This window comes from Mesorhizobium sp. LNHC232B00, from assembly GCF_000502435.1.
GTDB lineage: Bacteria > Pseudomonadota > Alphaproteobacteria > Rhizobiales > Rhizobiaceae > Mesorhizobium > Mesorhizobium opportunistum.
Genome location: NZ_AYWP01000030.1, coordinates 1 through 22,612, shown reverse-complemented (window position 1 = coordinate 22,612; position 22,612 = coordinate 1). Strand labels below are relative to the sequence as shown.

Here is a 22,612-nt window from a genome sequence, read left to right as displayed (position 1 = left end):
TCTAGGCGGCGTTCTGCGAATTGGCGCGCGCGGCGGTTAGCACCGCCTGGATGATCGGCTCGTAGCCGGTGCAGCGGCAGATGTTGCCCGACAGCGCCTCGATCACCTCGTCGCGGCTGGGATTGGGGGTGTGATCGAGCAGCACCTTGGCGGCCATGATCATGCCTGGCGTGCAGAAGCCGCATTGCGTGGCGAATGTGTCGAGGAACGCGCGCTGCAGCGGATGCAGCACGCCGCCCTCGGCGAGGCCCGACGTGGTGGTGATGGCGGCGCCATTACAGGTCTCGGCCAGAGTCAGGCAGGAGAGCCGCAGCTCACCATCGACGATGACGGTGCAGGCGCCGCAAGTGCCCTGATGGCAGCCGCCCTTCGGCGAAGTATCGCCGATCTTGTCGCGCAGGGCGTTGAGCAGCGTTGTGCCGCCTTCGATGAATTCGGCTTTTTCGGAGCCGTTGAGCGTGAATTGAACCGGGACTTTCGCCATGTTTCCTCCTTGCGCGCCTGCCCGAGCAATCGGACAGACGCGCGCCCCCCGACGGATGTTTAACCAAGCAATAGCCGGCCGAGATGGACCGGCAGGACTTCAGCGCGATACCAGGCACTGGCGATCGGATCGGTGATCGGCGAGATGCCTTCGCTTGCGGCAGCCAGCGCCGGGGCGATGCCGTCCTTGGTCAGGCTTCGGCCGAGCAGCGCCTTTTCCGCCGCCCTGGCGCGCATCGGGCGATCGGCCATGCAACCGAGCGCGATCCGTGCCGAGGAGACGGTGCCGTCGCGAGTCAGCTCCACAACGCCGGCGATGCTGAGCACGGAGACGCCCTTGGGCTTGATCCGCGACACTTTCAGGAAGCGGAAGCTGTCGGCAACTGGAAGCGCAAAGCTGACCGAGGTGACGATGACGCGGCTGTTGTCCCGCCCGGCCAGGAAGCTTTCGATGGGCAATTCGCCATCATCGGTGCCGACCGTGGCATCGAGCGCCAGCAAGGCAACCGCGAAATCGCCATAGGGTGAGGGCGCGAACAGATTGCCGCCGACGGTTGCCATGTTGCGGACCGCCGGACCACCGACGGCGCGCGCGGCCTTGGCGAGCGGGCCTAGTTCAGGGTGGCGGGCGATCGCCGCCATGGTCACGGAAGCGCCGATGCGGACCTTGCCGCCGGCGACCGCAATGGCCGACAGGGCCGGGTCGGTCGATCTGACAAGGCCGGAAACCGAGACGTCGCCTTCATTGGCCGCGCGGATAACCAGCGTGCCGCCGCCGAGATAGCGGGTGCCGGCCGCCTTCAGCGCCGCGTTCGCATCCTTTACCGTTGCAAAAGTCTGCAGTGCCAGCGCCATGGCCCGCTCCTTCAGTTCTGGCCGGCGAAATGGCTTTTCAGGGCGTTGAAGCCGCCCTGGAAGACATTGGTGCCCATGCCCTCGGCCAGCTTGTCGGCATCCTCGGGGGCGGCGTCGAAGCTGGCTGTCCATTCGGCATAGGTGCGGTCGCCGTCGGTGACGCGCCTGAGCTGCAGCGTTGCCTTGTGGTTGGTCAGCGGTTGCGGCGTTTCCAGGATGGAATAGCTGACGAGGAAATTGTCATCGGAGAAGTCGAGCAGTTTTTCGCGCAGGCGCGCGCCGCTGGCGAGTTGAAAGTTGCGCACGCAGCCGATCGTCGAGGCGTCCTTGCCGTCCTCGATATGGCTCTCGACCATGCGCGGATGCCAGCCCGGCAGGCCGTTGAAGTCGCGTATGCGCGCCCAGACCTTTTCGACCGGCGCGTCGATGACGCTGGAGATGGTGATTTTCGGCATATGATGTTCCCTTGCGAATGCGACAGCTGGGCAAGGGTAGGGCGGCCATTTCAAGCGCGCTTATCAATGCGTCTTGGGCGCGTATCAAGGAGTCTGAAAAACAGGCGTCGGGGCTCAGGCAGTTGCGCGCGCGGCCTCGCGGTAGAGCGTCGGCGGCACGCCGACATGGTCGCGGAAGAAGCGCGAGAAATTGCCCTGCGTGGTGAAGCCAAGGTTGCAGGCGACCGAAATCAGCGGCTCCTGCGACCACTGCAACTGCCGCACCGCTTCCTCCATGCGCAGCGTGTTCCAGTAGACATTAGGCGTCAAATTGGTCTGTTCCTTGAACAAAGCGAAGAAATGGGGCCGCGACAGGCCGACGCTGCGCGCCACGTCGTCGAAGGAGATGCGCTCGCAGACATTAGCCTTCATCAGCTGGATCGCCTTGCGGACGCGGAAATCCTGCATGGTGCTGATGCGGGCGCGCGCCTCCTGCGGCGCCGAGGCGTCGGCGGCATCGAGCACACTGTCGATGAAGCGCTCGATCTCGTAATTGGCGACGTCGTCGATGCTTTCATTGTCGGTCAGATGGTCGAGCAGGCTGGCGGCAGCCTGGTGCAACCAAGGTTCCAGCGTGATTGCCGCCTGCGAAAACAGCGGCGCGGAAGAGGGCAGGTCGCGGCGGCGGCGCGCCCAGTCGGGATCGATGTAGAAGGCGAGAAACAGACCGGGCGTCCCGTTGTGCGACAGGACATGGCTGTGCGGCTGGAAGGAATTGATGCCAGCGGCGGTGCATGGTCCAAGCCGGACGGTCTCGCGGCCGATGGTCATCTCGCCGGCGGTGCCTTCGAGCCAGATGATCAGATGGGCCTCGACATGGGCATGGGTGACGAAGTCGCTCGCGACATTCAGGACAGAAACATGTCCGAACCGGCCCCAGTAGAGCCTGATCGCTTCCGTCATGGGTATATCCTCCCGCAGGCGACTGGCCTCCCTTCGCCTGCATCCAGGATTGTGCGGCCGGTTGTCCGCCTCCGTCAAGCTATCGGTTGTTAGCCGATAGCCATGGCGGGCCGCTTCAGCCGATTTTCAGACTGAACGATAGGAACCAGAACGAATAACGCTTCGCCCTTCTCACTTGTGGGAGAAGGGCGGTCCCTTGTGGGAGAAGGACGGGCGCTTGAGTTTCAGTCGCTGCGTCTGAAATTGCGGATGCGGTCGAACAGCACGGCCATCAGAATGGCGCCGCCGATGAACACGCCCTGCCAGAAGGCATTGATGCCGAGCAGGCCAAGGCTGTTGCGGATCACCTCGATGAGGGCCGCACCGACGATGGCGCCGAAGGCGGTGCCGACACCGCCGGCCAGATTGGCGCCGCCGATGACGGTGGCGGCGATCACCTGAAGCTCCATGCCGGTGCCGAGATTGGTGGTGACGGCGCCCAGCCAGCCGGTCTGGATGATGCCGGCAATGCCTGCCGAAAGCGCCGAGATCATGTAGACAGCGACCTTGATCTGCTTCACCGGGACGCCGGTCAGCGTTGCCGCATGCTCGTTGCCGCCAATGGCGAAGATGTGGCGGCCGAATTTGGTCCAGCGCAGGATGAAGCCGGTGATCAGCCCCAGCAGGATCATGTAGAGCACCGGATTGGCGATGCCGAACACCCAGGCGCCGCCGCCGAGTGCCAGAAGCTTGTCGTGGTCCGGCCCGAACTGGAAGACGACGGTGTTGTTGGAGGCGACCATGGCCAGGCTGCGGGCAATCGATAGCATGCCGAGCGTCACCACGAAGGGCGGAAAGCCGAGATAGGCGATCAAAATGCCGTTGAAGGCGCCGATGGCGAGCGCGGTGGCGATCGAAGCCAGGATGCCGACCTCGATCGAGTAGCCGGCATGCATGGTGACGGCCAGCACCATCGACGACAGGCACAGCACCGAGCCGACCGACAGGTCGATGCCCCCGGTGATGATGACGAAGGTCATGCCGAGCGCGATGATGGCGACAAAGGTGATGTTTCGGGTGATGTTGTAGAGGTTCTTCGATGTGGCGAAGGCGTCGGTTGCGAACGACAGGAAAATGCAGGCCAGGATGACGGCGATCACCACCCAAAAGGTCTGGGTGGAGAACAGCCGCGACAGGAAACTGTGCTGCTTCTGTGCGATCGTCTGGTCAAGGGTGACTGCCATTATCGACCTTTCCTGCCGGCTGCGATACGCGCCAGCCTGGTGAAATTAGCCGCGCTTACGAGACCTGCTCGATGGCGCCAGTGATGAGCCCGGTGACTTCCTCGGGCGAGCTCGATGCGATTGTCTTGTCGGCGACCTTGCGTCCGCGCCGCATGACGATGACGCGGTCGGCGACGTCGAACACGTCGGGCATGCGGTGGCTGATCAGCACCACCGCGATGCCCTGGTCGCGCAGATGGCGGATCAGGTTGAGCACTTCGGCGACCTGCCTGACCGAGATCGCCGCCGTCGGTTCGTCCATCAGCACGATCTTGGCTTGAGACAGCATGGTGCGGGCAATCGCCACCGCCTGGCGCTGGCCGCCCGACATCTGCTTGACGAGATCGCGCGGGCGGGTCTCGGATTTCAATTCGGCGAAGAGCTGGCCGGCGCGCTTGTACATGGCGGCATAGTCGAGGATGCGGAATGGGCCGACGCCGCGCCGCAGTTCGCGGCCGAGATAGACATTGGCGGCGGCCGTCAGATTGTTGCAGAGCGCAAGGTCCTGATGGACGATCTCGATGCCGTGCTGGCGGGCTTCCGCCGGCTTGTTCAGGATCAATTCCTTGCCGTCCATGCGCATGATGCCATGGCTCGCGTGGAAATTGCCGGCGATCATCTTGACCAATGTCGACTTGCCCGCGCCATTGTCGCCCATCAGGCCGACGACCTGGCCGGGCTCGATCGACAGCGACACGTCGTTGACCGCCTGGATGGCGCCGAAATGCTTCGAGATATTGGTGAGTTCGAGAACCGCCACCAGCCTATTGCCTCCCATGTTTGCCGCATACCCAAGCTAGGGTGCTGCCTTCACGTCGCGCTCCCAGATCCTCCCGGAACCAGCGATGACCGGCATTTACGCGAATGGCCGCGCGGGCGTCAATTGTCGGATGCACAAGAAAATCCAATTGTCAGACGAATAGTTTCGTGCTGTTTTGAAAAATCAGTTTTGTAGGACAAATTGCAATTGACGTTGGCCGTCCGCCGTTATTAGCTGGGAGCCGGAGGAAGATAGGCTGGTCCCCTTGACGCCATCATTGGCGACGGGAGCGGCTGGAGGTTATTATCGACCGTGCCGGCGAATGCCGGCCCGGTCGCATCTGAAAATGCTTATCGGCCTGGCTTGATGGCACGAGCGCTCGCGCCTTCGTCATCTTGCATCCGGGCTGGTTTGTGTGGCGGGCACGCCGTGCCCGTCTGTTTCCAAGGGAGGACTGACATGAGGAAAACACTTTTGCTCGCCGCCGTCGCCGCCATGGCGTTGGGCGCCGGGCCGGCATTGGCCAAGAAGCAACTCGTCATCGTGGTGAAAGGTCTCGACAATCCGTTCTTCGAGGCCATCCACCAAGGCTGCGAGAAGTGGAACAAGGAAAACGCCAGCTCGGAATATGAATGCTTCTACACCGGCCCGGCGTCGACTTCCGACGAAGCCGGCGAAGCACAGATCGTCCAGGACATGCTGAGCAAGGCCGACACGGTCGCGATGGCGATCTCGCCGTCCAACGCGCCGCTGATCGCGCAGACGATCAAGTCCGCCAATCCGACGATCCCGATCATGACGGTCGACGCCGACCTCTCCAAGGACGACGCCTCGCTTCGCAAGACCTATCTCGGTACCGACAACTATCTGATGGGCAAGAAGATCGGCGAATACATCAAGAAGGCCAAGCCGAATGGTGGCACGATCTGCACCATCGAGGGCAATCCGGCGGCCGACAACATCCTGCGCCGCGCGCAAGGCATGCGCGACGCACTGACGGGCAAGGAAGGGCTCTCGGCGCTTGCCGGCGAAGGTGGCTGGACCGAAGTCGCAGGCTGCCCGGTGTTCACCAATGACGACGGCGCCAAGGGTGTTCAGGCGATGACTGACATCCTCGCCGCCAACCCCAAGCTCGATGCGTTCGGCATCATGGGCGGCTGGCCGCTGTTCGGCGCGCCGCAGCCCTATCGCGACCTGATCGGCCCGCTCAAGGACCGGCTGGCCAAGAACGACTTCGTCATCGGCGCCGCCGATACGATCGGCGACGAGGTGGCGATCGCCAGAGACGGCCTTGTCACCGCGCTGGTCGGCCAGCGGCCGTTCGAGATGGGCTACAAGGCGCCAACGGTGATGATCGACCTCATCGAGGGCAAGAAGGTCGACGATCCGGTCTTCACCGGCCTCGACGAATGCACCAAGGACACGGTCGACACCTGCATCCAGAAATAGGCTGCAACTTCGGGGCGCCCGGCGACGGGCGCCCCGTTCCATCGAACCTTCAGGAAGACGCGGTAGCCGGGGCGATTGGCTCCAGCTTTGACGCGTCCAGAATTTGATTTCGGCAACGGGATCGGCGCGCAGATCCGGATCCATCCGGACGACAGTCGGCCGACCTATTGGAACGTGAATGCCGGACGAAAAGGCAAAGAAACAAGCCAGCCGGGCCAAGGTGCAAGCCAACCGCGATCCGGCGGCGCGCAGAGTGGATGCCGCGCACTTTTCGGGAGCCAGCGTCCATGCCTCGCTGGCCAGCGAGATCGGCCTCAGGATCGTGCGCGGCGATTATCCGCCCGGCAGCATCCTGCCCAACGAAGCCAAATGGGCCGAGACCTTCAACGTCAGCCGCTCGGCGGTGCGCGAGGCGNGCGCGAGGCGATCAAGATGCTGATGGCCAAGAGCCTTTTGGCCTCACGCCCCAAGATCGGCAGCTGGGTCGAGCCGAAGGAGCGCTGGAACCTGCTCGACCGCGACGTGCTTGCCTGGTACGCGACCGCACCCGACCTCGAAGCGTTCCTGCGCACCGTGCAGGAGTTCCGTCACATCATCGAACCGGAAGCATCCGCCTTTGCCGCCATAAGGCGCAGCGACGAGCAGATGGCCGAGATCAGCCAGGCCTGCCGCGAGATGGGCGAGGCGGCGAACCTGCCGGAACGCATCCGCGCCGATACACGCTTCCACCTCGCCATCCTGCGCGCCTCGGGCAACGACCTGCTGGTGCCGCTCGGCGTGCTGATCGAGTCCGCGCTCGACCATCTGTTCGTCTTCACCACGCGGCAGGTCGGCGACCAGCCACGAGCGCAGAAATTGCACGAAGCGATCGAGAAAAGCATTCGCCTGCAGCGCCCGGGGGCGGCGCGCAATGCGGTGCACAAGCTGCTTGCCGACACCGATGAAGGGATTGGACGAGGGCGGCGGTAAGGCCCCGCCTAGCTGCTCCAACTCCTTGTTTTGACGCACTTTCCCCGGGAAAGCTGTTCTCTCAAATCGTCTGCTTCTTGCCGTCCTTCATAGGCATCAGGTCGACGCCGTTGACCTTGCCGATATGGGTGGCCAGCATCGGCACGAACTGCTCGGCCGGGCCTGTGGCATGGGCGCCGGCGAAGGAGTTCTTGGTGGCGTTGCCGAGTGGGTTGGCGATGCCGGCGGCACCCGCCATCGATTCCAGATAGGTCAGATCCTTGAAGGCGTTGGCGATGGTGAATTTGTGCGCGTCGCGGTCGCCTTCCAGCGTCCAGCGCATGAAGGTCTGGTAGAAGCCGCAATCCATGCGGCCGTTGCGGATGACGCTGTCGAAACGCGGCGGCGAGATACCGACCTTTTGCGCCAGGGCCAGCGCTTCGGAATAGATGGCGGCATAGCCCAGCGAGATGAAATTGTTGAGTAGCTTCATGCGGTGGCCGTCGCCGGTGTCGCCGATGTGGACAATGCGGCCGGCCCAGGTCTCGATCACCGGCTTCACCCGGGCAAAGAGAGCGTCGGGCGCGCCGACCATCGCGTCGAGCGTGCCTTCCCAGGCTTCCTTCGGCGTGCGGCTCAGCGGTGCGTCGACATAGTCGATGCCTGATGCCTTGAGTTCGGTCGCCAGTGCCACGGTCGAGACCGGATCGGAGGTCGAGCAATCGACGACGACCGAGCCTTTTCTCAACCCCTCCTTGAGGCCGCCCGGGCCGCGGATGATGGCCTCGACTTCACGCGAACCGGTGACGCAGATGAAGACGATCGTCGATGCCGCGGCGACATCACGCGAGGTCGAGGCTTCCTTGGCGCCACGGCCCAGAAGATCTTCCGCCGGTTTGCGGTTCTTGCGGCCGAGGAACGTCAGGGGGTAGCCCTTGTCGACGATGTTCTTGGCGATCCCGTGTCCCATCAGCCCAAGGCCGATGAAGCCGATCGTCTCGCGCGCGGCAGTCGTGTTCATGTTATCAGTCCTATCCCAGATTATTGATAATAGCGCCGCCGTTTTAGCCCTACGCGGTTGCAGAAAGCAATATTGTCTGACAATACACGGGAATTCCAGAGCCTGTCATGGAGACCACAATGACGAAGCGGATCATGTTCACCGGCGGCAGCGGCAAGGCTGGGCGTCATGTCGTGCAGTATCTTGTCGAGCAGGGCTGCCAGGTGCTCAACATCGACACCAAGCCGCTCGACAATCCCAAGGTGCGCACGCTGATTACCGACATCACCGACAGCGGGCAGGTGTTCAACGCGCTGTCGAGCTATATGGGCCTGCACGAATTCGACCCGTCGCTGCGCCCGCAGCCGGTGGATGCGGTGGTGCATTTCGCCGCCATCCCGCGCATCATGATCACGCCCGACAATGAGGTGTTCCGCATCAATGCGATGGGCACCTACAATGTCATCGAGGCCGCGGTGAAGCTTGGCATCCGCAAGGTGATCGTCGCATCCAGCGAGACGACCTACGGCCTCGTCTTCGCCAACGAGCCGCGGGACCCCAAATATTTCCCGCTCGACGAGGAGTATGATGTCGATCCGATGGACAGCTACGCCCTGTCCAAGATCGTCAACGAGAAGACGGCGCGGGCCTTCGCACAGCGCAATGGCACCGACATCTACGCCTTGCGCATCGGCAACGTCATCGAACCGCATGAGTATTCGCTGTTCCCGAAATGGTTCGCCGATCCGGGCTTCCGCAAGCGCATCGCCTGGAGCTATGTCGACGCGCGCGATCTCGGCCAGATCACGCTGCGCGCCATCGAGAAGGATGGGCTCGGCTACCAGGTGTTCAACGCCGCCAATGACGACACGTCGTCGGATCTGCCGACGGCGGAGCTTTTGAAGCGTTTCTATCCAGATGTGCCGGTCAAGGCGGAACTCGGCGAATACGAGACGCTGCTATCGAACCGCAAAGCGCGCGACATGCTGGGTTTCCGACCGGAGCATAGCTGGCGCAAATACGTCAAAACCGCCTGAGGCAGGTCGAGGTTCAGGTGATGCCGGCCTGAACCTCAACATATGCAATCGAGCAGCTGAACGGGCTGGGCTGTGCATAGCTGCGGGCTTTACGGCCTAACCGCCCGACAGTGCTTGACAGCTTCCGCAAACCGGCCTTTCTGAAGTGCATGCGGGACGCAAAGCCGAACAAGGAAAGATCGCCGAAAAAGGCTATAGCCGCTGAGCGCCCGGCCGGTGTTCGGCGGTCCGACGCGGCGCGCATTCCCGGCTCCAGCGTGCACACATCACTGGCCAGCGAGATTGGTCTGCGGATAGTGCGCGGCGATTATCCGCCGGGCACCATCCTGCCCAATGAAGCCAAATGGTCGGAGACCTTCAGCGTCAGCCGTTCGGCGGTCCGCGAGGCGATCAAGATGCTGATGGCCAAGAGCCTTTTGGCCTCACGCCCCAAGATCGGCAGCTGGGTCGANCCCGGCAGCATCCTGCCCAACGAAGCCAAATGGGCCGAGACCTTCAACGTCAGCCGCTCGGCGGTGCGCGAGGCGATCAAGATGCTGATGGCCAAGAGCCTTTTGGCCTCACGCCCCAAGATCGGCAGCTGGGTCGAGCCCAAGGAGCGCTGGAACCTGCTCGACCGAGACGTGCTCGCCTGGTACGCGACGTCGCCGGACCGCGAGGTGTTCCTGAAGACGGTGCAGGAGTTCCGTCATATCATCGAGCCGGAAGCGACCGCCTTTGCCGCCATGCGGCGAACCGACGAGCAGATGGCCGAGATCAGCCAGGCCTGCCGCGAGATGGGGGAGGCGACGAGCTTGCAGGAGCGCACGCGCGCCGACACGCACTTCCATCTTGCCATCCTGCGCGCCTCGGGCAACGATCTGCTGGTTCCGCTCGGCGTGCTGATCGAATCCGCCTTCGATCATCTCTTCACCTATACGACGCGGGCCGTCGACGATCTCAACCATGCGCAAAAGCTGCATGAGGCGATCGAGAAGAACATCCGCCTGCAGCGGCCGGACGCAGCACGCAACGCGGTGCGCAAATTGCTGGCCAACACCGACCACGTGATCAAGTCGCGTTAGGGTGTGTTGATATTCAGGTGATGCCGGCCTGCGAACGGCAGTTTTCTGCGCTTCCGGTGCTCACGTACCAAACGTACGCTGCGCGCCGGTTCTCGAAAACCACCATTCTCGGCGCGGCCTGACCTGAATCTCAACACACCCTGGCCGGCGCTAGCCTTCTTTCTCGCGGCCGAAGGCCACCCGCAGTTCGTCCTTGGCGTTCTCGAGCACCTTTTTGCGCGTGGCGGGCAGGTTCTTGCCGGCCCGGTTGATGTAGAAATTCAGCATCGACATGGCGGACTGAAACGGCTCGGCCTTGCGCCTGTGGCTGTGTTCGGCAGATCGCTTGAGCGAGGCTGCGATCTTCTTGGCATCGTCGGATTCGAAGACATGGTCCTCAAGATCCATCGCGTTGCTGTGCTCGGTCACCTCGGCCGACCATTTTTCCTTGGCAGCGGTCATGGCTGGGACTCCTTTGCGGGGTTGCTGACCGGAAAACTCCACATATTGGCGTCGGTTCCCGCATTCTTGTCCATTCTGGAGCCACGGATTTGCCTGTCGTGGCGCTGCTGCGAGCCCAGAATGCGCCGATAGTGGAGGCCAACGGCAGCCGATTTTCGAGATCGCCGACAGGAAACGCCTTTTGACCCGAACAGACTTGAGCGGACCGAGCCCCGGCATCGACAGTTCCTACGCCTGGATGCGCCTTGCCATTTCCATGCTGCTGGCCACGATCGGCGCCGTGGGCATGTGGGCTGTCGTCGTGGTGCTGCCCGCCGTGCAGGCCGAGTTCGGCGTCGACCGCGCCGCTGCATCGATGCCCTACACCGCAACCATGGTGGGCTTCGCCGCCGGCAATGTGCTGGTCGGCCGCGCCATCGACCGCATGGGGTACTGGATCCCGGCGCTGATCTCTTCCGTGGCGCTATCCGCAGGCCTCCTGCTGGCTGCGCTGTCGACCTCGATCCTGCAATTCACCCTTGCCCAAGGGGTACTGATCGGTGTCGGCACCTCGGTGATCTTCGGGCCGCTGATCGCCGACATCTCGCACTGGTTCAACCGTAGGCGCGGCGTCGCGGTGACAGCCGCGGCGGCAGGCAATTACCTTGCCGGAGCGATCTGGCCGACCATCATGCCGACAGTGATGAAAGCGGAAGGCTGGCGCTTCACCTATGCAGCCATCGGCATCTTTTGCCTGGTTACGATGGTGCCGCTGGTGTTGATGCTGCGGCGNGGCGCTCCGGAGGCCGCGGCCGCCGGCTCGCCGGGAAGCCGCCCGGTGCAGCCGATGCCAATGTCGCCGGCGGCGTTGCAGGCGCTGCTGGTCGTCGCCGGTCTCGGCTGCTGCGTAGCGATGTCGATGCCGCAAGTGCATATCGTGGCCTATTGCATGGATCTCGGCTACGGGGTGGCGCATGGCGCCGACATGCTGTCGATCATGATGGCGGCGGGAGTCGTCAGCCGGCTTGCCTCGGGCTTTATTGCCGACCGCATCGGCGGCGCGAAAACCTTGCTTATCGGTTCGGTGCTGCAATGCCTGTCGTTGCTGTTCTACATTCCGTTCGACGGGCTCGCCTCGCTCTATGTCGTGTCGCTGGTATTCGGCCTGTCGCAGGGCGGCATCGTGCCGTGCTACGCGATCATCGTGCGCGAATATTTGCCTGCCAAGGAGGCCGGCCAGCGTATCGGCATCGTCATGATGGCGACGATTTTCGGCATGGCGATCGGCGGCTGGATGTCGGGCTGGATCTACGACCTAACTGGTTCCTACGCCGCGGCATTCCTCAACGGCATCGCCTGGAATTTATTGAACATACTGGCCATCGGCCTGTTCATGTGGAAGGCGAGACACAGGACCGTCGCAGCCATCTGAGTTAAGGGGCGCGGTGCGGCTGCTAAGCGCCTCGGCTTGACAACGGACAGGCACTGCGCGACGCCAAAGGCCGAAGGGTGCGGCAACGGGCCGGTGACATGTCGACAGATCAGATGATCGTATTGCGGGTCAGCTTCGGCGGACATGCGCACGGGCCATGGCCTTGATCAAGCCGCGCTCGCGCCGAGGCGGCGGCCGCCCGACCATATCCGATGTCGCGCGCAAGGCCGGCGTCGGCGCCATTACCGTGTCGCGCGCGCTGCGCGAGCCGGAGCGCGTCAGCCAGGATTTGCGCCGGCAGATTCAGGCAGCGGTCGATGAACTCGGCTATGTGCCGGACCCCAATGCGCGGGCGCTGGCCTCGGCGCGCGCCGAGGTGTTCGGCGTGCTGGTGCCTTCGCTCACCAACAACGTCTTCGCCGAGGTGGTGCGCGGCATCTATGACAGCCTGTCGGACAGTCCGTTCCGCATCCAGCTCGGCAACACGCACTATTCCGGGCTGGAGGAGGAGCGGCTCTTGCAACTGTTCGGCTCGCAGCGGCCGGCGGCGCTGATCGTGGCCGGCATCGACCAGACGCCGAGTTCACGACGACTGCTGGAGAATGCCGGTTGCCCGGTGGTGCAGGTGATGGAGACCGGTCCCGATCCCGTCGACATGATGGTCGGGTTTTCGCATCTCGACGGCGGCAGAACGGCGACCGAGCACCTGATCGAGATGGGGTATCGTCGTGTCGGCTTCATCGGCGCCCGCATGGATCCGCGCTCGCAGCGCCGCCTTGCCGGCTACCGGATCGCCATGGAAAAAGCCGGCTTGTTCGATCCGCGCCTGATCACCACCACGCCGGTGCCGTCCAGCGTGTCGCTTGGCCGTGAACTGTTCCGGGATGCACTTGCCAAGGTTCCGACGCTCGAGGGCGTGTTCTGCAACAATGACGACATCGCGCTCGGCGTGCTGTTCGAATGCCACCGCGCAGCGATCGACGTTCCAAAGACCATCGGCATCGTCGGCTTCAACGACCTCGACATGATGCAGGTGGCGTTTCCCTCGGTCACCAGCATCCGCACCCATCGCTATGAAATCGGCCGGCGTGCTGTCGCCATGGCGCTGGCAGCGATCGGCGGCGACAGGCCGCAGCAGCGGGTCGTCGATCTCGGCTTCGAGCTCAAGCGCCGCGAGAGCACTGCCCGCTGAGTATCTTAGAGTTCGCTGAAATGAGACTTTACAGCCTTTCTTGGTAGCGCTACCATCCCGCGCTCGCGAAAACTCGCAAGAGGAACAACTCTGTTTATTATCCATAAGCGACAGAATGTTTCTTGTTTATTATGGATAATATGATAGTTTTCGTAGCCGCTTGAGGGAGCGACAAGGGAGAGGATCAGGTCGGCGTTGACCGCCTGAAACAGCGGCGGGCCAAGGCAGGAGGTGCTTGAGCAAGCGCGTCAGTTGTACTGCAGCCAAAAAGATAAATCAGAACTGCAAATGGGAGGAATATCGATGATCAAGTCACTCGTTGGTGGCATCGTTGCCGCCACTGCATTCGTCATGTTGAGCTCGGCTGCGATGGCCGCGGGGCCTGAGGTCGTCAAGGGACCGGCCGCCGAGCCGGACTGTTTTGCGCCCTGGGCCGCCGATACCCAATTCTTCAAATTTCCCAAGAAGGACGGTCCATACCGCATTGCGCTCGCCAACGGCTATATCGCCAACACCTGGCGCATCCAGATGGTGCAGACCGCCAAGGCCTATGCCGCACAGGCGGATGTCGCCAAGAAGCTGAAGGAGTTCAAGGTCGTCTCGACCGGCGAGGACGTTCCGGCGCAGATCTCCGCGATCAACAACTTCATCGATTCCGGCTTTGACGCGATCGTCGTCAACGCGCAGAATCCGACCGCCTTCGGACCGGTCATCAAGCGTGCCAAGGAAGCCGGCGTCGTGCTGGTCGCCTTCGACAACATTCTCGATACCAAGGACGCCATCAACGTCAATGTCGACCAGAAGGGGCTTGGCGCATTGTGGGGCAAGTGGCTGGTGTCGCACGTGCCGAACGGCGGCAAGGTGCTCGAGGTGCGCGGCGTTGCCGGCACATCGGTCGATACCGACCGCCATGCCGGTATCCACGAAGTGCTCGACGGTTCCGGCAAGAAGTGGGCCGTCACCGAGGTCGTCGGCAAGTGGGACGACGGCGTGGCCCAGAAAGCGACGGCCGACGCGATTGCCACCAATGGACCTTTCGACGGCATCACTGGGCAGGGCGGCGATACCGGAATCGTGCAGGCGATGATGGACGCCAAGCATCCATTTGTTCCGTTCGGCGGCGAAACGGAGAATGGCTTCCGCAAATTCTGCTCGGCGCATGCGGCGGATGGGCTCAAATGCTCATCGGCCGGCACTGGTCCTGCCCAGGTGGCGGTCGCCATCAAGACCGCGATAGCGGCCCTCGAAGGCAATGTCGTGCCGCAGTCGGTCAAGCTGCCGTTGGCAATCGTCGAGGATCCCAACTTCAAGGCAGGCCAGGACTTCTTCCCCGACCAGTCCGATAATTTCTTCGTCGGCAATTCCTTCCCGACCTGCGGCATCAATTTCACGGCCCAGGAGATCATGGGCCAGACCAAGGAAAACAAATAATCCGACCGGCCGATGCAGCGGGAGAAATCCCGCGGCATCGGCCGCTTGTTCCAATCGCAATTACCCTTGGGGAGGGTTGATGGACGGCGCGGTTCCGCTCTTGCGCGTGGAAGGCATATCCAAGCGCTATGGCGGCGTACGGGCGCTGGAGAAGGCTGATCTGTCGGTTTCTGCCGGCAGCATCCACGCCATCCTCGGTGAAAACGGCGCCGGCAAATCCACATTGATCAAGGTCATGGCCGGTGTCGTGGCACCCGACGAGGGCCGCATGATGCTGGACGGGCGTGAAGTGACCTTCGCTTCGCCGGGTGCGGCGAACAAGGCCGGCATCGTCTGCATCTTCCAGGAACTGTCGCTGATCCCCGAACTCAGTGTCGCCGACAACATCGTCATTTCCGACCCGCCCAAACGCTTCGGCATGATCGACCGCAAGGCGCAGCGCCGCATCGCGGAAGATGCGCTGGCGCGCGCGGGGGCAGCCGACATCCACCCGCTGGCGTTGGTGAAGGACCTGCCGCTGTCGCGCCGGCAGATGGTCGAGATCGCCAAGGCCTTGGCGCGCAAGCCACGCATCCTCATCCTCGACGAGGCGACCTCGGCGCTGACGGCGGCGGATGTCTCGAGGATTTTCGAGGTGCTCAAGCGGCTGCGCTCGGAAGGGCTGGCGCTGCTCTATATCTCGCACCGCATGAACGAGATCGCCGAATTGGCCGACCAGTGCACGGTGTTTCGCAACGGCCGCAATGTCGCCAGCTACAAGGCCGGCTCGAAGAGCGACAATGAGGTGGTTGAACTGATGATCGGCCGCGAATACAGCCATATCTTTCCGCCCAAGCCGGCGGCGGTGCCTGCCACCGCCGCTCCCAGGCTCGAAGCCCGCAAGCTTTCCTGGGCGGACCGGCTGGACAACATCTCGCTGACCGTCAGGGCCGGCGAGGTGGTCGGTCTCGGCGGCCTCGACGGCCAGGGTCAGCGCGAATTGCTGCTCGCCTTCTTCGGCGTGCTGCGCGGGCTGTCCGGTCAAATCCTGATCGACGGCAAACCGGTGGCGATCGCCAGTCCATCGGCCGCCCGCGATGACGGCATAGGCATGGCGCTAATCCCCGAAGACCGCAAGACGGAAGGGCTGATGCTGCCGATGACGGTGCGCGAGAACCTGTCCTTCGCCGCGCTCGACCGGCTGTCCAGGGGCGGCATCATCGACCGCACGGCCGAGCAGCGGCTGATCGACGACATGGTCGGTCTTCTGGCGATCAAGACGGCAGGGCTCGACATTCCGGTCGGCGCGCTGTCGGGCGGCAACCAGCAGAAGGTGGTCATCGCCAAATGGCTGATGCGCCAGCCGCGCATCATCCTGCTCAACGATCCGACGCGCGGCATCGATGTCGGCACCAAGCAGGAACTCTATCAGCTGATGCGCAAGCTGGCGGATGCGGGTGCGGCGATCCTGTTCTATTCGACCGACTATGACGAGCTGATCGGCTGCTGCGACCGGGTGCTGGTCCTCTATGACGGAGCGGTCAAGCGCGAGCTAGTCGGCGCCGAGATCACCGAGCGGGCGCTGATATCGAGCGCGCTCAACATTGACGGCAAGGAGAGCCCGGTGGGCCTGGGAGCAAGTGCGTGAAGGATTGGCGCTACTGGCTGGCCGAGCAGCGCGGAACGCTGCTGGCGCTCGGCATCTTCATCGTCATGTTCGCCATCTACAGCGCGAACCATCCGGCCGGCTTCAGCGCCAACGTCGTGCAGACGGCGGCGAACAAAGGCGTGCTGCTCGCCTTCGTCGCCATGGCGCAGACACTGGTGGTGATCACCGCCGGCATCGACCTGTCCGTCGGCATGATCTTCCTGCTTACCAATTGTCTCGCCTCCTGGCTGGTGGTGGGGACGCCGATGCAGACGGCGCTCGGCGTCGTCGCCGTGCTGGCGGTCGGGCTGTTGTGCGGCGCCGTCAATGGCGCCATCGTGATCTACGGGCGGCTGCAGCCGATCGTCGCCACCATTGCGACGGGCGCTGTCTACTACGGCATCGGCCTTCTGCTGCGGCCCTTTCCGGGCGGTTCGGTCAATGAGGACCTGGCCGATGCGCTGACGGGCCGCGTTTTCGGCGTGGTGCCGGCGAGCCTTGTCGTGCTGCTGGCCGTCGTGCTGGTGGTTTGGGTGCCGTTCAGCCGCTCGGTGCTCGGCAGGGCGGCTTACGCGGCCGGGTCCTCGGAGACGGCCGCCTACATGTCCGGCGTGCCGATAAGGCGCGGCAAGTTCGCTGCCTACGCGCTGGCCGGGCTGCTGGCCGCGATTGGCGGCCTGTTCCTGACCTTCTTCACCTATACGGGCGAAGCGGCCTATGCCAGCGGCAACGCCTACACGCTGTTTTCGATCGCCGCCGTGGTGCTGGGCGGCGTCTCGCTGTTCGGCGGCAAGGGCAGCGCCATCGGCGCGATCTTCGGCGCGCTTGCCTTCCGCACCATTGGCGACCTGTTGTTCGTGTTTGATTTCGATCCGCTCTGGCAGCCCTTGTTCCAGGGGGTTATCCTGCTGGTCGCCGTCAGCCTCGGCGCCTTCGCCCTGTTTCGGGTCCGCAACCGGCTGGAGTGGTTCCTGTGAGCGATACGACCTTGGGCGGCATTGCCGGCCGCATGCCGAAATTCATCCGCCGCGCCGATCCGGCGGTGCTGACGGCTTTTGCCTGCATCGTGATGCTGCTGTTGCTGGGCAGCCTCTATTCGCGCAGCTTCCTGTCGCCTGAATATCTGCTGCAGCAGCTGAAAGTGGCATCGTTTCTCGGCGTCATCGCCACTGGCATGATGCTGGTCGTCCTGCTCGGCCAGATCGACCTGTCGGTGCCATGGTCGGTGGCGGCAGGCGCGATGATGGCCTGCGCAGCGGCCGCCTACGGTCCGGTCGGCGTGGCGCTGGCCATTCCGTTCGGCATCTTTTGCGGCGTGCTGATCGGCGTCGTCAACGGCATTGGCGTCGCCTATCTGCGCATCCCCTCGATGATCATCACGCTTGCCACCAATGCCGTCGCGCAAGGGCTGATGGTGGTCTACACCGGCGGCTTCTCGCCCCAGGATTCGGCCACCGGCGCCATGCGCTACCTGGCCACGGGCTTTGCCATTCCGGCGGTGCCCAATGCGGTGATCATCTGGGCGCTGATCGGCGCCGCGATGGTGTTCGTGCTGACCCGCACCGCTTTTGGCCGCACCGTCTACGGCATCGGCAACCGCGAGCGCGCCGCCTACCTCTCCGGCATCGACACGAGGCGCGTGGTGATGATCGCCTTCGCCGTCTCCGGCGGGCTCTCCGCCTTTGGCGGCGTGCTTCTGGCCGGCTATGCCTCCAAGGCGGCACAGTCGATGGGGGACGCCTATCTCTTGCCGTCGATCGCAGCCGTAGTGCTCGGCGGCACCTCGATCCTCGGCGGGCGCGGCTCCTATCTCGGCACCGTCGCCGGCGTCATCCTGATCACGCTCCTGCAATCCATCCTGTCGGTCATGCAGATGCCGGAAGCGGGGCGGCAGATCATCTACGGCGTGGTCATCGTCGCCATGCTGTTGCTCTACGGCCGCGCGCCGGCAAGCCGCTGACCACCATGGACGACAAGGCAGCCCAGGCGCCGTCGGGCGTCTCCGGTTCGGCGCCCCCCGCGATCGTGGTGATGGGCGTCGCCGGCTGCGGCAAGTCGGCCGTCGGAACCGCGCTGGCGGAGGTGCTGGGCGCGATCTTCATCGAGGGCGACAGGCTGCATCCGCCGGAAAATGTCGCCCGCATGGCAAGCGGCGAGCCGCTCACCGACCAGCTGCGCAAAGGCTGGCTCGACGCGATCGGCGAGCGCATCGCCGTGTCGGTCGGCCAAGGGCAGGGTGTGGTCGCTGCCTGCTCGGCGCTGAAGCGCGGCTACCGCGAACGGCTGCGCGGCTTCCGCCGCGACATCGTCTTCCTTTACCTCGAGATCGATCCGGCGACGGCGAGCGAGCGGGTCGCCGGCCGCAAAGGCCATTTCATGCCGGCAAGCCTGGTCGACAGCCAGTTCGCCATCCTCGAGCCACCGGGAATGGATGAGCGGGCGTTGACGCTCGATGCGACGCGCCCGGTGGCCGAACTCGTCACGAATGCGAGCCGTTTGCTGCGCCGGTCATGAACCGTCATCGGCACCGATGCCGTGTCGACCCTCGGTCAGGCGTTGGCGACGGGACCACGACATCATCTGCTCGGGGCAATGCTTGAGTGCCTGCAGCAGACAATCACGCTTGAGCAGGATGTAGCTTGCCTGCAGGACCGTGTTCTTGGTTCCATCCCTGGACATGCCCGTTGGCGGGTTCGCGGGCACCAGCTCGGGGCTCAGGACGGCTCGGTATTGGCTGAAGGGGACCTCTTCGAATGTCGACATGGCAAACAGCGCCGCCTTGCCCCTGGCGGCGAAATTCGCCGGGGCCGAGGCAAGATGCGTCCAGCCACTGTCGCCCAGAGCGACCTCGGTGAAGGTCGAGCCGGCGTGGATGTTGTTGGTCATCAGCACCACGCCATTCTCCTTCAAGACCTTCTGGATGCGGATGGTGAGCTGATAGACATCGTCGCGGTCGAAGACGAGGCGACCCTTCAGGAACCGGTTCTCGACATTGACCAGCGGCGGGTTCAGGAAGCGCAGGCCGAACGAAGACTCGGAAACTCCATGCGCGTTGACGCTCACCTGATAGGCCCCGATGCCGGCCTCGTGCAGGGCGCGCTTGCCGAAGATGGTCTGCGAGGTGAACTGATCGCACCAGATCATGGCGCCATGGCCGCGTCGCAAGGCGGCCCGCAGTCCCTCGAGCCCTTCCAGCCGTGTCGTTGGCGACCAGCGTCTGGCGACCAGATGCGCGGCAAGCTGCAGGCGGCGGCGATGGCGTGCCGCGAGCAAGGCCTCGAACAGGCTGCGCGCATCGATATCATCGCCAAGCACTGCGTGGACGGCTTCGGCGTAGGGTGAGAACTCCTTGCGCAGATGCCGCTTCAGGCCAAGTCTGGACACGCGCTGGCAGACCGGCGCCCACCAGCGTACGGGCAAAGCCGCCGCGACCACGAGATACAAGACGGCCAGCAGGCTTTCGCGAGGGTCCCTGTTGGAGAAACGGCGCGGCCTGCCGGGGCGGATCAGCTTGCGGCTGAAGAAGCGCACGTCCTCCGCCCGTTCCGGAACGCGAACGTCGGCGATGATTTCAGTGCGGAAGGCGGCCGCGGACGGCGGCTTGCGGTTGCGGGACTTTGCGAACCACGACAGCCTCATCGGTCCAGCCTGTTGTTCAAGACCGCTTTACTGCGTCGACATGGGCCGCGCAACCGCGATAGCGAATGCCGCGCATCAGGCCGTGGCCTAGATCTGCGACGTCAACTCGACCGGGAAATCATCGTTGTCGGCATCGCGCATGGCAGCGAGGCTGCGGTTGTCCAGCACCTCGGCGATCGCCTGGCGCACCTCCAGCATCATGTGCCGGACCTGGCAGGTCGCCTCGTCGCAATCCTCGCAACGCTGGTACTGCGTACGGCTGGCGCAGGGTATCGGCGCCAGCGGCCCGTCGAGGACGCGCACGACATGGCCGATCTTGATCTCGGAGGCCGGGCGGGCGAGGCGGTATCCGCCTTCCTTGCCCTTGCGGCTCTGGACGAAGCCGGCATTGCGCAATTCGCCCAGGATGGCATCGAGGAATTTCTTCGGGATGTTGTTGGCGACCGCGATGTCGTTGACGAAGGCCAATTGGCCGACCGGAAGACTGGAAAGATGAACGAGGGCCTTGAGGCCGTATTTGCCTTTTTTTGTCAGCATGCCCTGATCAACCCATTGAAAGCCCCAACCACCCGCATCTGGCGGCTGTTTGTGTGCAAATAATGACGGTATCGCCGCGCGACAGTATTTGGCGACAACAAGACGCCTAATGGCACGTTAGGCACAAACGCGTTGATTCTTTGTAACGTATTGCACGGAGGTCGCCGATATTGTGCTGGAAACCGGCCGGCGCAAAAACGAAAAAGCCGGCAAGGCGCCGGCTCTTTCATCGCGTTCAGATCCTGCAACCGTCAGCGGCTGCCATAGGCCTGGTCGAGCAGGCCGCCGGCCGCGAAGTGTTCTTTCTGGATCTTGTCCCAGCCGCCGAATACATGTTCCACTGTCAGCAGGCGGATATCGGGGAAATCGGCCTTGTATTTGGCGGCCACGGCCGCATCGCGGGTCCGCAGGCCGTTGCGGGCGGCGATATCCTGGCCTTCGGGCGTGTAGAGGAAGTCGAGATAGGTCTTGGCCAGATCGCGCGTGCCGTGCTCGTCGGCGACCTTGTCGACGATCGCAACCGGGAATTCGGCAAGCAGGCTGACCGAAGGCGTGACCTGCTCGAACTTGTCGTCGCCATACTCCTTGCGGATGCCGCGTGTTTCGGACTCGAAGGTGATCAGCACGTCCCCGATCTCGCGCTGCACGAAGGTGGTGGTCGCGGCGCGGCCGCCAGTGTCGAAGATCGGCACGTTGTTGAACAGCTTGGCGATGAACTCCTTCACCTTGGCGTCGTCGCCCTTGAAGGCTTCCTTGGCGTAGGCGGTTGCCGCCAGATAGGTGTAGCGCGCATTGCCCGACGTCTTCGGGTTGGGAAAGATCACCTGCACGTCGTCGCGCACCAGATCGTTCCAGTCCTTGATGTGTTTGGGGTTGCCCGCGCGGACGAGAAACGAAGGCAGCGAATAGAAGGGCGAGGCGTTGTCGGGAAAGTCCTTCTGCCAGTCGGCCGAGACGAGCTTCTTCTTGACCAGGAAATCGACGTCGGTGACCTGATTGAAGGTGACGACATCGGCGCCGAGGCCTTCGGCGATGGCGCGCGCCTGCGCCGAGGTGCCGGCATGCGACTGGTCGATGGTGACGCCCGGATGTTTCTCGATGAACGCCTTGTTGACCTGGGCGAATAGTTCGCGGCCAACATCATAGGAGGCGTTGAGCAACTTGTCGGCCGACCAGGCTTGGGAGGATGCGAGGAACAGGCCGGCGACGGTGGCAACGCCAAGGAAAAATCGCTTCATGAAAACAGGCTCCGATGCAATGCGCTTATAGCCCGACCATAGCCGCGACGCACGGTGCGCGGCGAGGCATGCGAGGCGACCCATGGCATTGCTGTGCGAAAATACATCGTCAGAAACGCCTTTCATTGGAATTCTGTTCCAGTCAGCCCACTCTTGCCTTCGGTTTCTACCTTCTTGCATTGCAGCGTCGGGCCGCATTTACAATGGCATACAAGGAGGCAGTCATGCCCCAGCACCGCCATTCAACAACGCCGCCGAAGGAGGCGAAATGTCTCGCAACAACCGCAGCCAGGCGGTGCGCATTCCTGCCGAATTCGAACTTCCGAGTGACAGGGTTCTGATCAGCCGTGAAGGCGATCGCCTTGTCATCGAGCCGGTTCGCAAACCCAGCCTCACGGCGCTGCTCGCCCAATGGGCGAAAGAGCCACCGCTCGGCCCTGAAGACGACTTTCCCGCGATTAACGATCCGCCTGTGCACAATAGCGCCTGACCCTAGGGATCAAGCGGCCGGGAACAGCTTCCAACGCCCCGGCCGGAAAGCCACCCGGCTCTTCTGCGCCGCCGGGTGATCGACCGGCAACTCGATCTCGACCCGCCGGCGTTCGCCGCCGATCTCGAGCTCGACGCGCCGCGTGCCGGCGACGCGGCGGCTGGCGGCCACCGTGCCGGCGATACAGCCGCTGCAGCCGTCCAGCAGTTCGACATCGTGCGGGCGGAAATAGAGCGTCGCCTCGCCTTTTGGCGCGTGCGGCGCGGCAAGACCGATCGGACGGTCGGCGAGCCAGATCTCGCCGTTCTCGACCTTGACGGGGAGCGAGCTCGATTCGCCGATGAAGCCGTA

The 22,612-nt window shown here is 63.5% G+C and carries 23 protein-coding genes and 1 pseudogene; 12 read left to right on the top strand and 12 right to left on the bottom strand.

The genetic code is table 11. The annotated features are described in order from the left end of the window. Position 1 precedes the first annotated feature (1 nt). From X743_RS143530 to X743_RS143555, 6 genes are all read right to left on the bottom strand, one after another. Entirely contained in the window at positions 2-484 is a 483-nt protein-coding gene (locus X743_RS143530; protein WP_023768277.1) for a (2Fe-2S)-binding protein, read from the bottom strand. Between the two features lie 59 nt (positions 485-543). Next, complete coding sequence (locus X743_RS143535) at positions 544-1,338, bottom strand: FAD binding domain-containing protein (RefSeq protein ID WP_023768276.1); 795 nt, start codon at positions 1,336-1,338, stop codon at positions 544-546. A gap of 11 nt (positions 1,339-1,349) precedes the next feature. Then, entirely contained in the window at positions 1,350-1,793 is a 444-nt protein-coding gene (locus X743_RS143540; RefSeq protein WP_023768275.1) for an SRPBCC family protein, read from the bottom strand. Between the two features lie 114 nt (positions 1,794-1,907). After that, positions 1,908-2,735: an AraC family transcriptional regulator gene (locus X743_RS143545; RefSeq protein WP_023768274.1), complete on the bottom strand. Its 828-nt coding sequence runs from the start codon at positions 2,733-2,735 to the stop codon at positions 1,908-1,910. A gap of 224 nt (positions 2,736-2,959) precedes the next feature. Beyond that, a complete protein-coding gene (locus X743_RS143550; RefSeq protein ID WP_023768273.1) occupies positions 2,960-3,958 on the bottom strand; it encodes an ABC transporter permease in 999 nt (332 codons plus the stop codon). Between the two features lie 55 nt (positions 3,959-4,013). Then, complete coding sequence (locus tag X743_RS143555) at positions 4,014-4,757, bottom strand: ATP-binding cassette domain-containing protein (protein ID WP_031258459.1); 744 nt, start codon at positions 4,755-4,757, stop codon at positions 4,014-4,016. 459 nt (positions 4,758-5,216) lie between these two features. Between X743_RS143555 and X743_RS143560 the strand changes: the two genes are divergently transcribed. After that, positions 5,217-6,206 carry a sugar-binding protein gene (locus tag X743_RS143560; protein ID WP_023768271.1) on the top strand — a complete coding sequence of 330 codons (990 nt, stop codon included), beginning with the start codon at positions 5,217-5,219 and terminating at the stop codon, positions 6,204-6,206. A gap of 178 nt (positions 6,207-6,384) precedes the next feature. Further along, positions 6,385-7,175: pseudogene (locus X743_RS01000000169395) on the top strand (FadR/GntR family transcriptional regulator). Between the two features lie 61 nt (positions 7,176-7,236). Here the strand turns inward: X743_RS01000000169395 and X743_RS143565 are convergent. After that, positions 7,237-8,175, bottom strand: a complete 939-nt coding sequence (locus X743_RS143565; protein ID WP_023768268.1) for an NAD(P)-dependent oxidoreductase — start codon at positions 8,173-8,175, stop codon at positions 7,237-7,239. A 119-nt stretch (positions 8,176-8,294) separates the two neighbouring features. Here X743_RS143565 and X743_RS143570 point away from each other — a divergent pair, with 119 nt between their 5' ends. Together X743_RS143570 and X743_RS0137015 are read left to right on the top strand one after the other, a co-directional pair. Then, positions 8,295-9,191, top strand: a complete 897-nt coding sequence (locus X743_RS143570) for an NAD(P)-dependent oxidoreductase (protein WP_013894569.1) — start codon at positions 8,295-8,297, stop codon at positions 9,189-9,191. A gap of 149 nt (positions 9,192-9,340) precedes the next feature. After that, a complete protein-coding gene (locus X743_RS0137015) occupies positions 9,341-10,255 on the top strand; it encodes a GntR family transcriptional regulator (protein ID WP_051508620.1) in 915 nt (304 codons plus the stop codon). Between the two features lie 150 nt (positions 10,256-10,405). Here X743_RS0137015 and X743_RS143575 read toward each other — a convergent pair whose 3' ends face one another. Further along, a complete protein-coding gene (locus tag X743_RS143575; protein WP_023768265.1) occupies positions 10,406-10,696 on the bottom strand; it encodes a DUF3175 domain-containing protein in 291 nt (96 codons plus the stop codon). A gap of 181 nt (positions 10,697-10,877) precedes the next feature. Here X743_RS143575 and X743_RS143580 point away from each other — a divergent pair, with 181 nt between their 5' ends. The 7 genes from X743_RS143580 (at position 10,878) to X743_RS143610 (ending at position 18,871) form a co-directional block, all read left to right on the top strand. Next, positions 10,878-12,107 (top strand): MFS transporter, encoded by a 1,230-nt coding sequence (locus tag X743_RS143580; RefSeq protein WP_031258455.1) that lies wholly within the window; start codon positions 10,878-10,880, stop codon positions 12,105-12,107. A 157-nt stretch (positions 12,108-12,264) separates the two neighbouring features. Beyond that, positions 12,265-13,299, top strand: coding sequence for a LacI family DNA-binding transcriptional regulator (locus X743_RS143585; protein WP_023768263.1), 1,035 nt, complete (start codon positions 12,265-12,267; stop codon positions 13,297-13,299). Between the two features lie 303 nt (positions 13,300-13,602). Then, positions 13,603-14,730 (top strand): sugar ABC transporter substrate-binding protein, encoded by a 1,128-nt coding sequence (locus X743_RS143590; RefSeq protein ID WP_023768262.1) that lies wholly within the window; start codon positions 13,603-13,605, stop codon positions 14,728-14,730. A gap of 79 nt (positions 14,731-14,809) precedes the next feature. Continuing rightward, positions 14,810-16,357: a sugar ABC transporter ATP-binding protein gene (locus tag X743_RS143595; RefSeq protein ID WP_023768261.1), complete on the top strand. Its 1,548-nt coding sequence runs from the start codon at positions 14,810-14,812 to the stop codon at positions 16,355-16,357. Next, positions 16,354-17,334 carry an ABC transporter permease gene (locus tag X743_RS143600; RefSeq protein WP_023768260.1) on the top strand — a complete coding sequence of 327 codons (981 nt, stop codon included), beginning with the start codon at positions 16,354-16,356 and terminating at the stop codon, positions 17,332-17,334. Before X743_RS143595 ends, X743_RS143600 begins: the two co-directional genes overlap by 4 nt. Further along, the gene (locus X743_RS143605) at positions 17,331-18,317 is read left to right on the top strand and encodes an ABC transporter permease (protein WP_023768259.1); all 987 of its coding nucleotides are present in this window, start codon (positions 17,331-17,333) and stop codon (positions 18,315-18,317) included. The genes X743_RS143600 and X743_RS143605 overlap by 4 nt, the downstream gene beginning before the upstream one ends. 5 nt (positions 18,318-18,322) lie before the next feature. Then, a complete protein-coding gene (locus tag X743_RS143610; RefSeq protein WP_023768258.1) occupies positions 18,323-18,871 on the top strand; it encodes a gluconokinase in 549 nt (182 codons plus the stop codon). On the opposite strand, the gene X743_RS143615 is transcribed toward X743_RS143610, so the two are convergent. The 3 genes from X743_RS143615 to X743_RS143625 form a co-directional block, all read right to left on the bottom strand. After that, positions 18,866-19,996 carry a hypothetical protein gene (locus tag X743_RS143615; protein WP_023768257.1) on the bottom strand — a complete coding sequence of 377 codons (1,131 nt, stop codon included), beginning with the start codon at positions 19,994-19,996 and terminating at the stop codon, positions 18,866-18,868. The two genes, X743_RS143610 and X743_RS143615, sit on opposite strands and share 6 nt — an antisense overlap. An 87-nt stretch (positions 19,997-20,083) precedes the next feature. Continuing rightward, positions 20,084-20,533 (bottom strand): Rrf2 family transcriptional regulator, encoded by a 450-nt coding sequence (locus tag X743_RS143620; protein WP_023768256.1) that lies wholly within the window; start codon positions 20,531-20,533, stop codon positions 20,084-20,086. Between the two features lie 251 nt (positions 20,534-20,784). Next, entirely contained in the window at positions 20,785-21,771 is a 987-nt protein-coding gene (locus tag X743_RS143625; RefSeq protein ID WP_023779845.1) for a sulfate ABC transporter substrate-binding protein, read from the bottom strand. Between the two features lie 268 nt (positions 21,772-22,039). Between X743_RS143625 and X743_RS0137010 the strand changes: the two genes are divergently transcribed. After that, positions 22,040-22,261: an AbrB/MazE/SpoVT family DNA-binding domain-containing protein gene (locus X743_RS0137010; protein WP_023768254.1), complete on the top strand. Its 222-nt coding sequence runs from the start codon at positions 22,040-22,042 to the stop codon at positions 22,259-22,261. A 9-nt stretch (positions 22,262-22,270) separates the two neighbouring features. Here the strand turns inward: X743_RS0137010 and X743_RS0137005 are convergent. Continuing rightward, on the bottom strand, positions 22,271-22,612 hold a 342-nt coding region (locus X743_RS0137005), incomplete at its 5' end, for a TOBE-like domain-containing protein (RefSeq protein WP_031258454.1).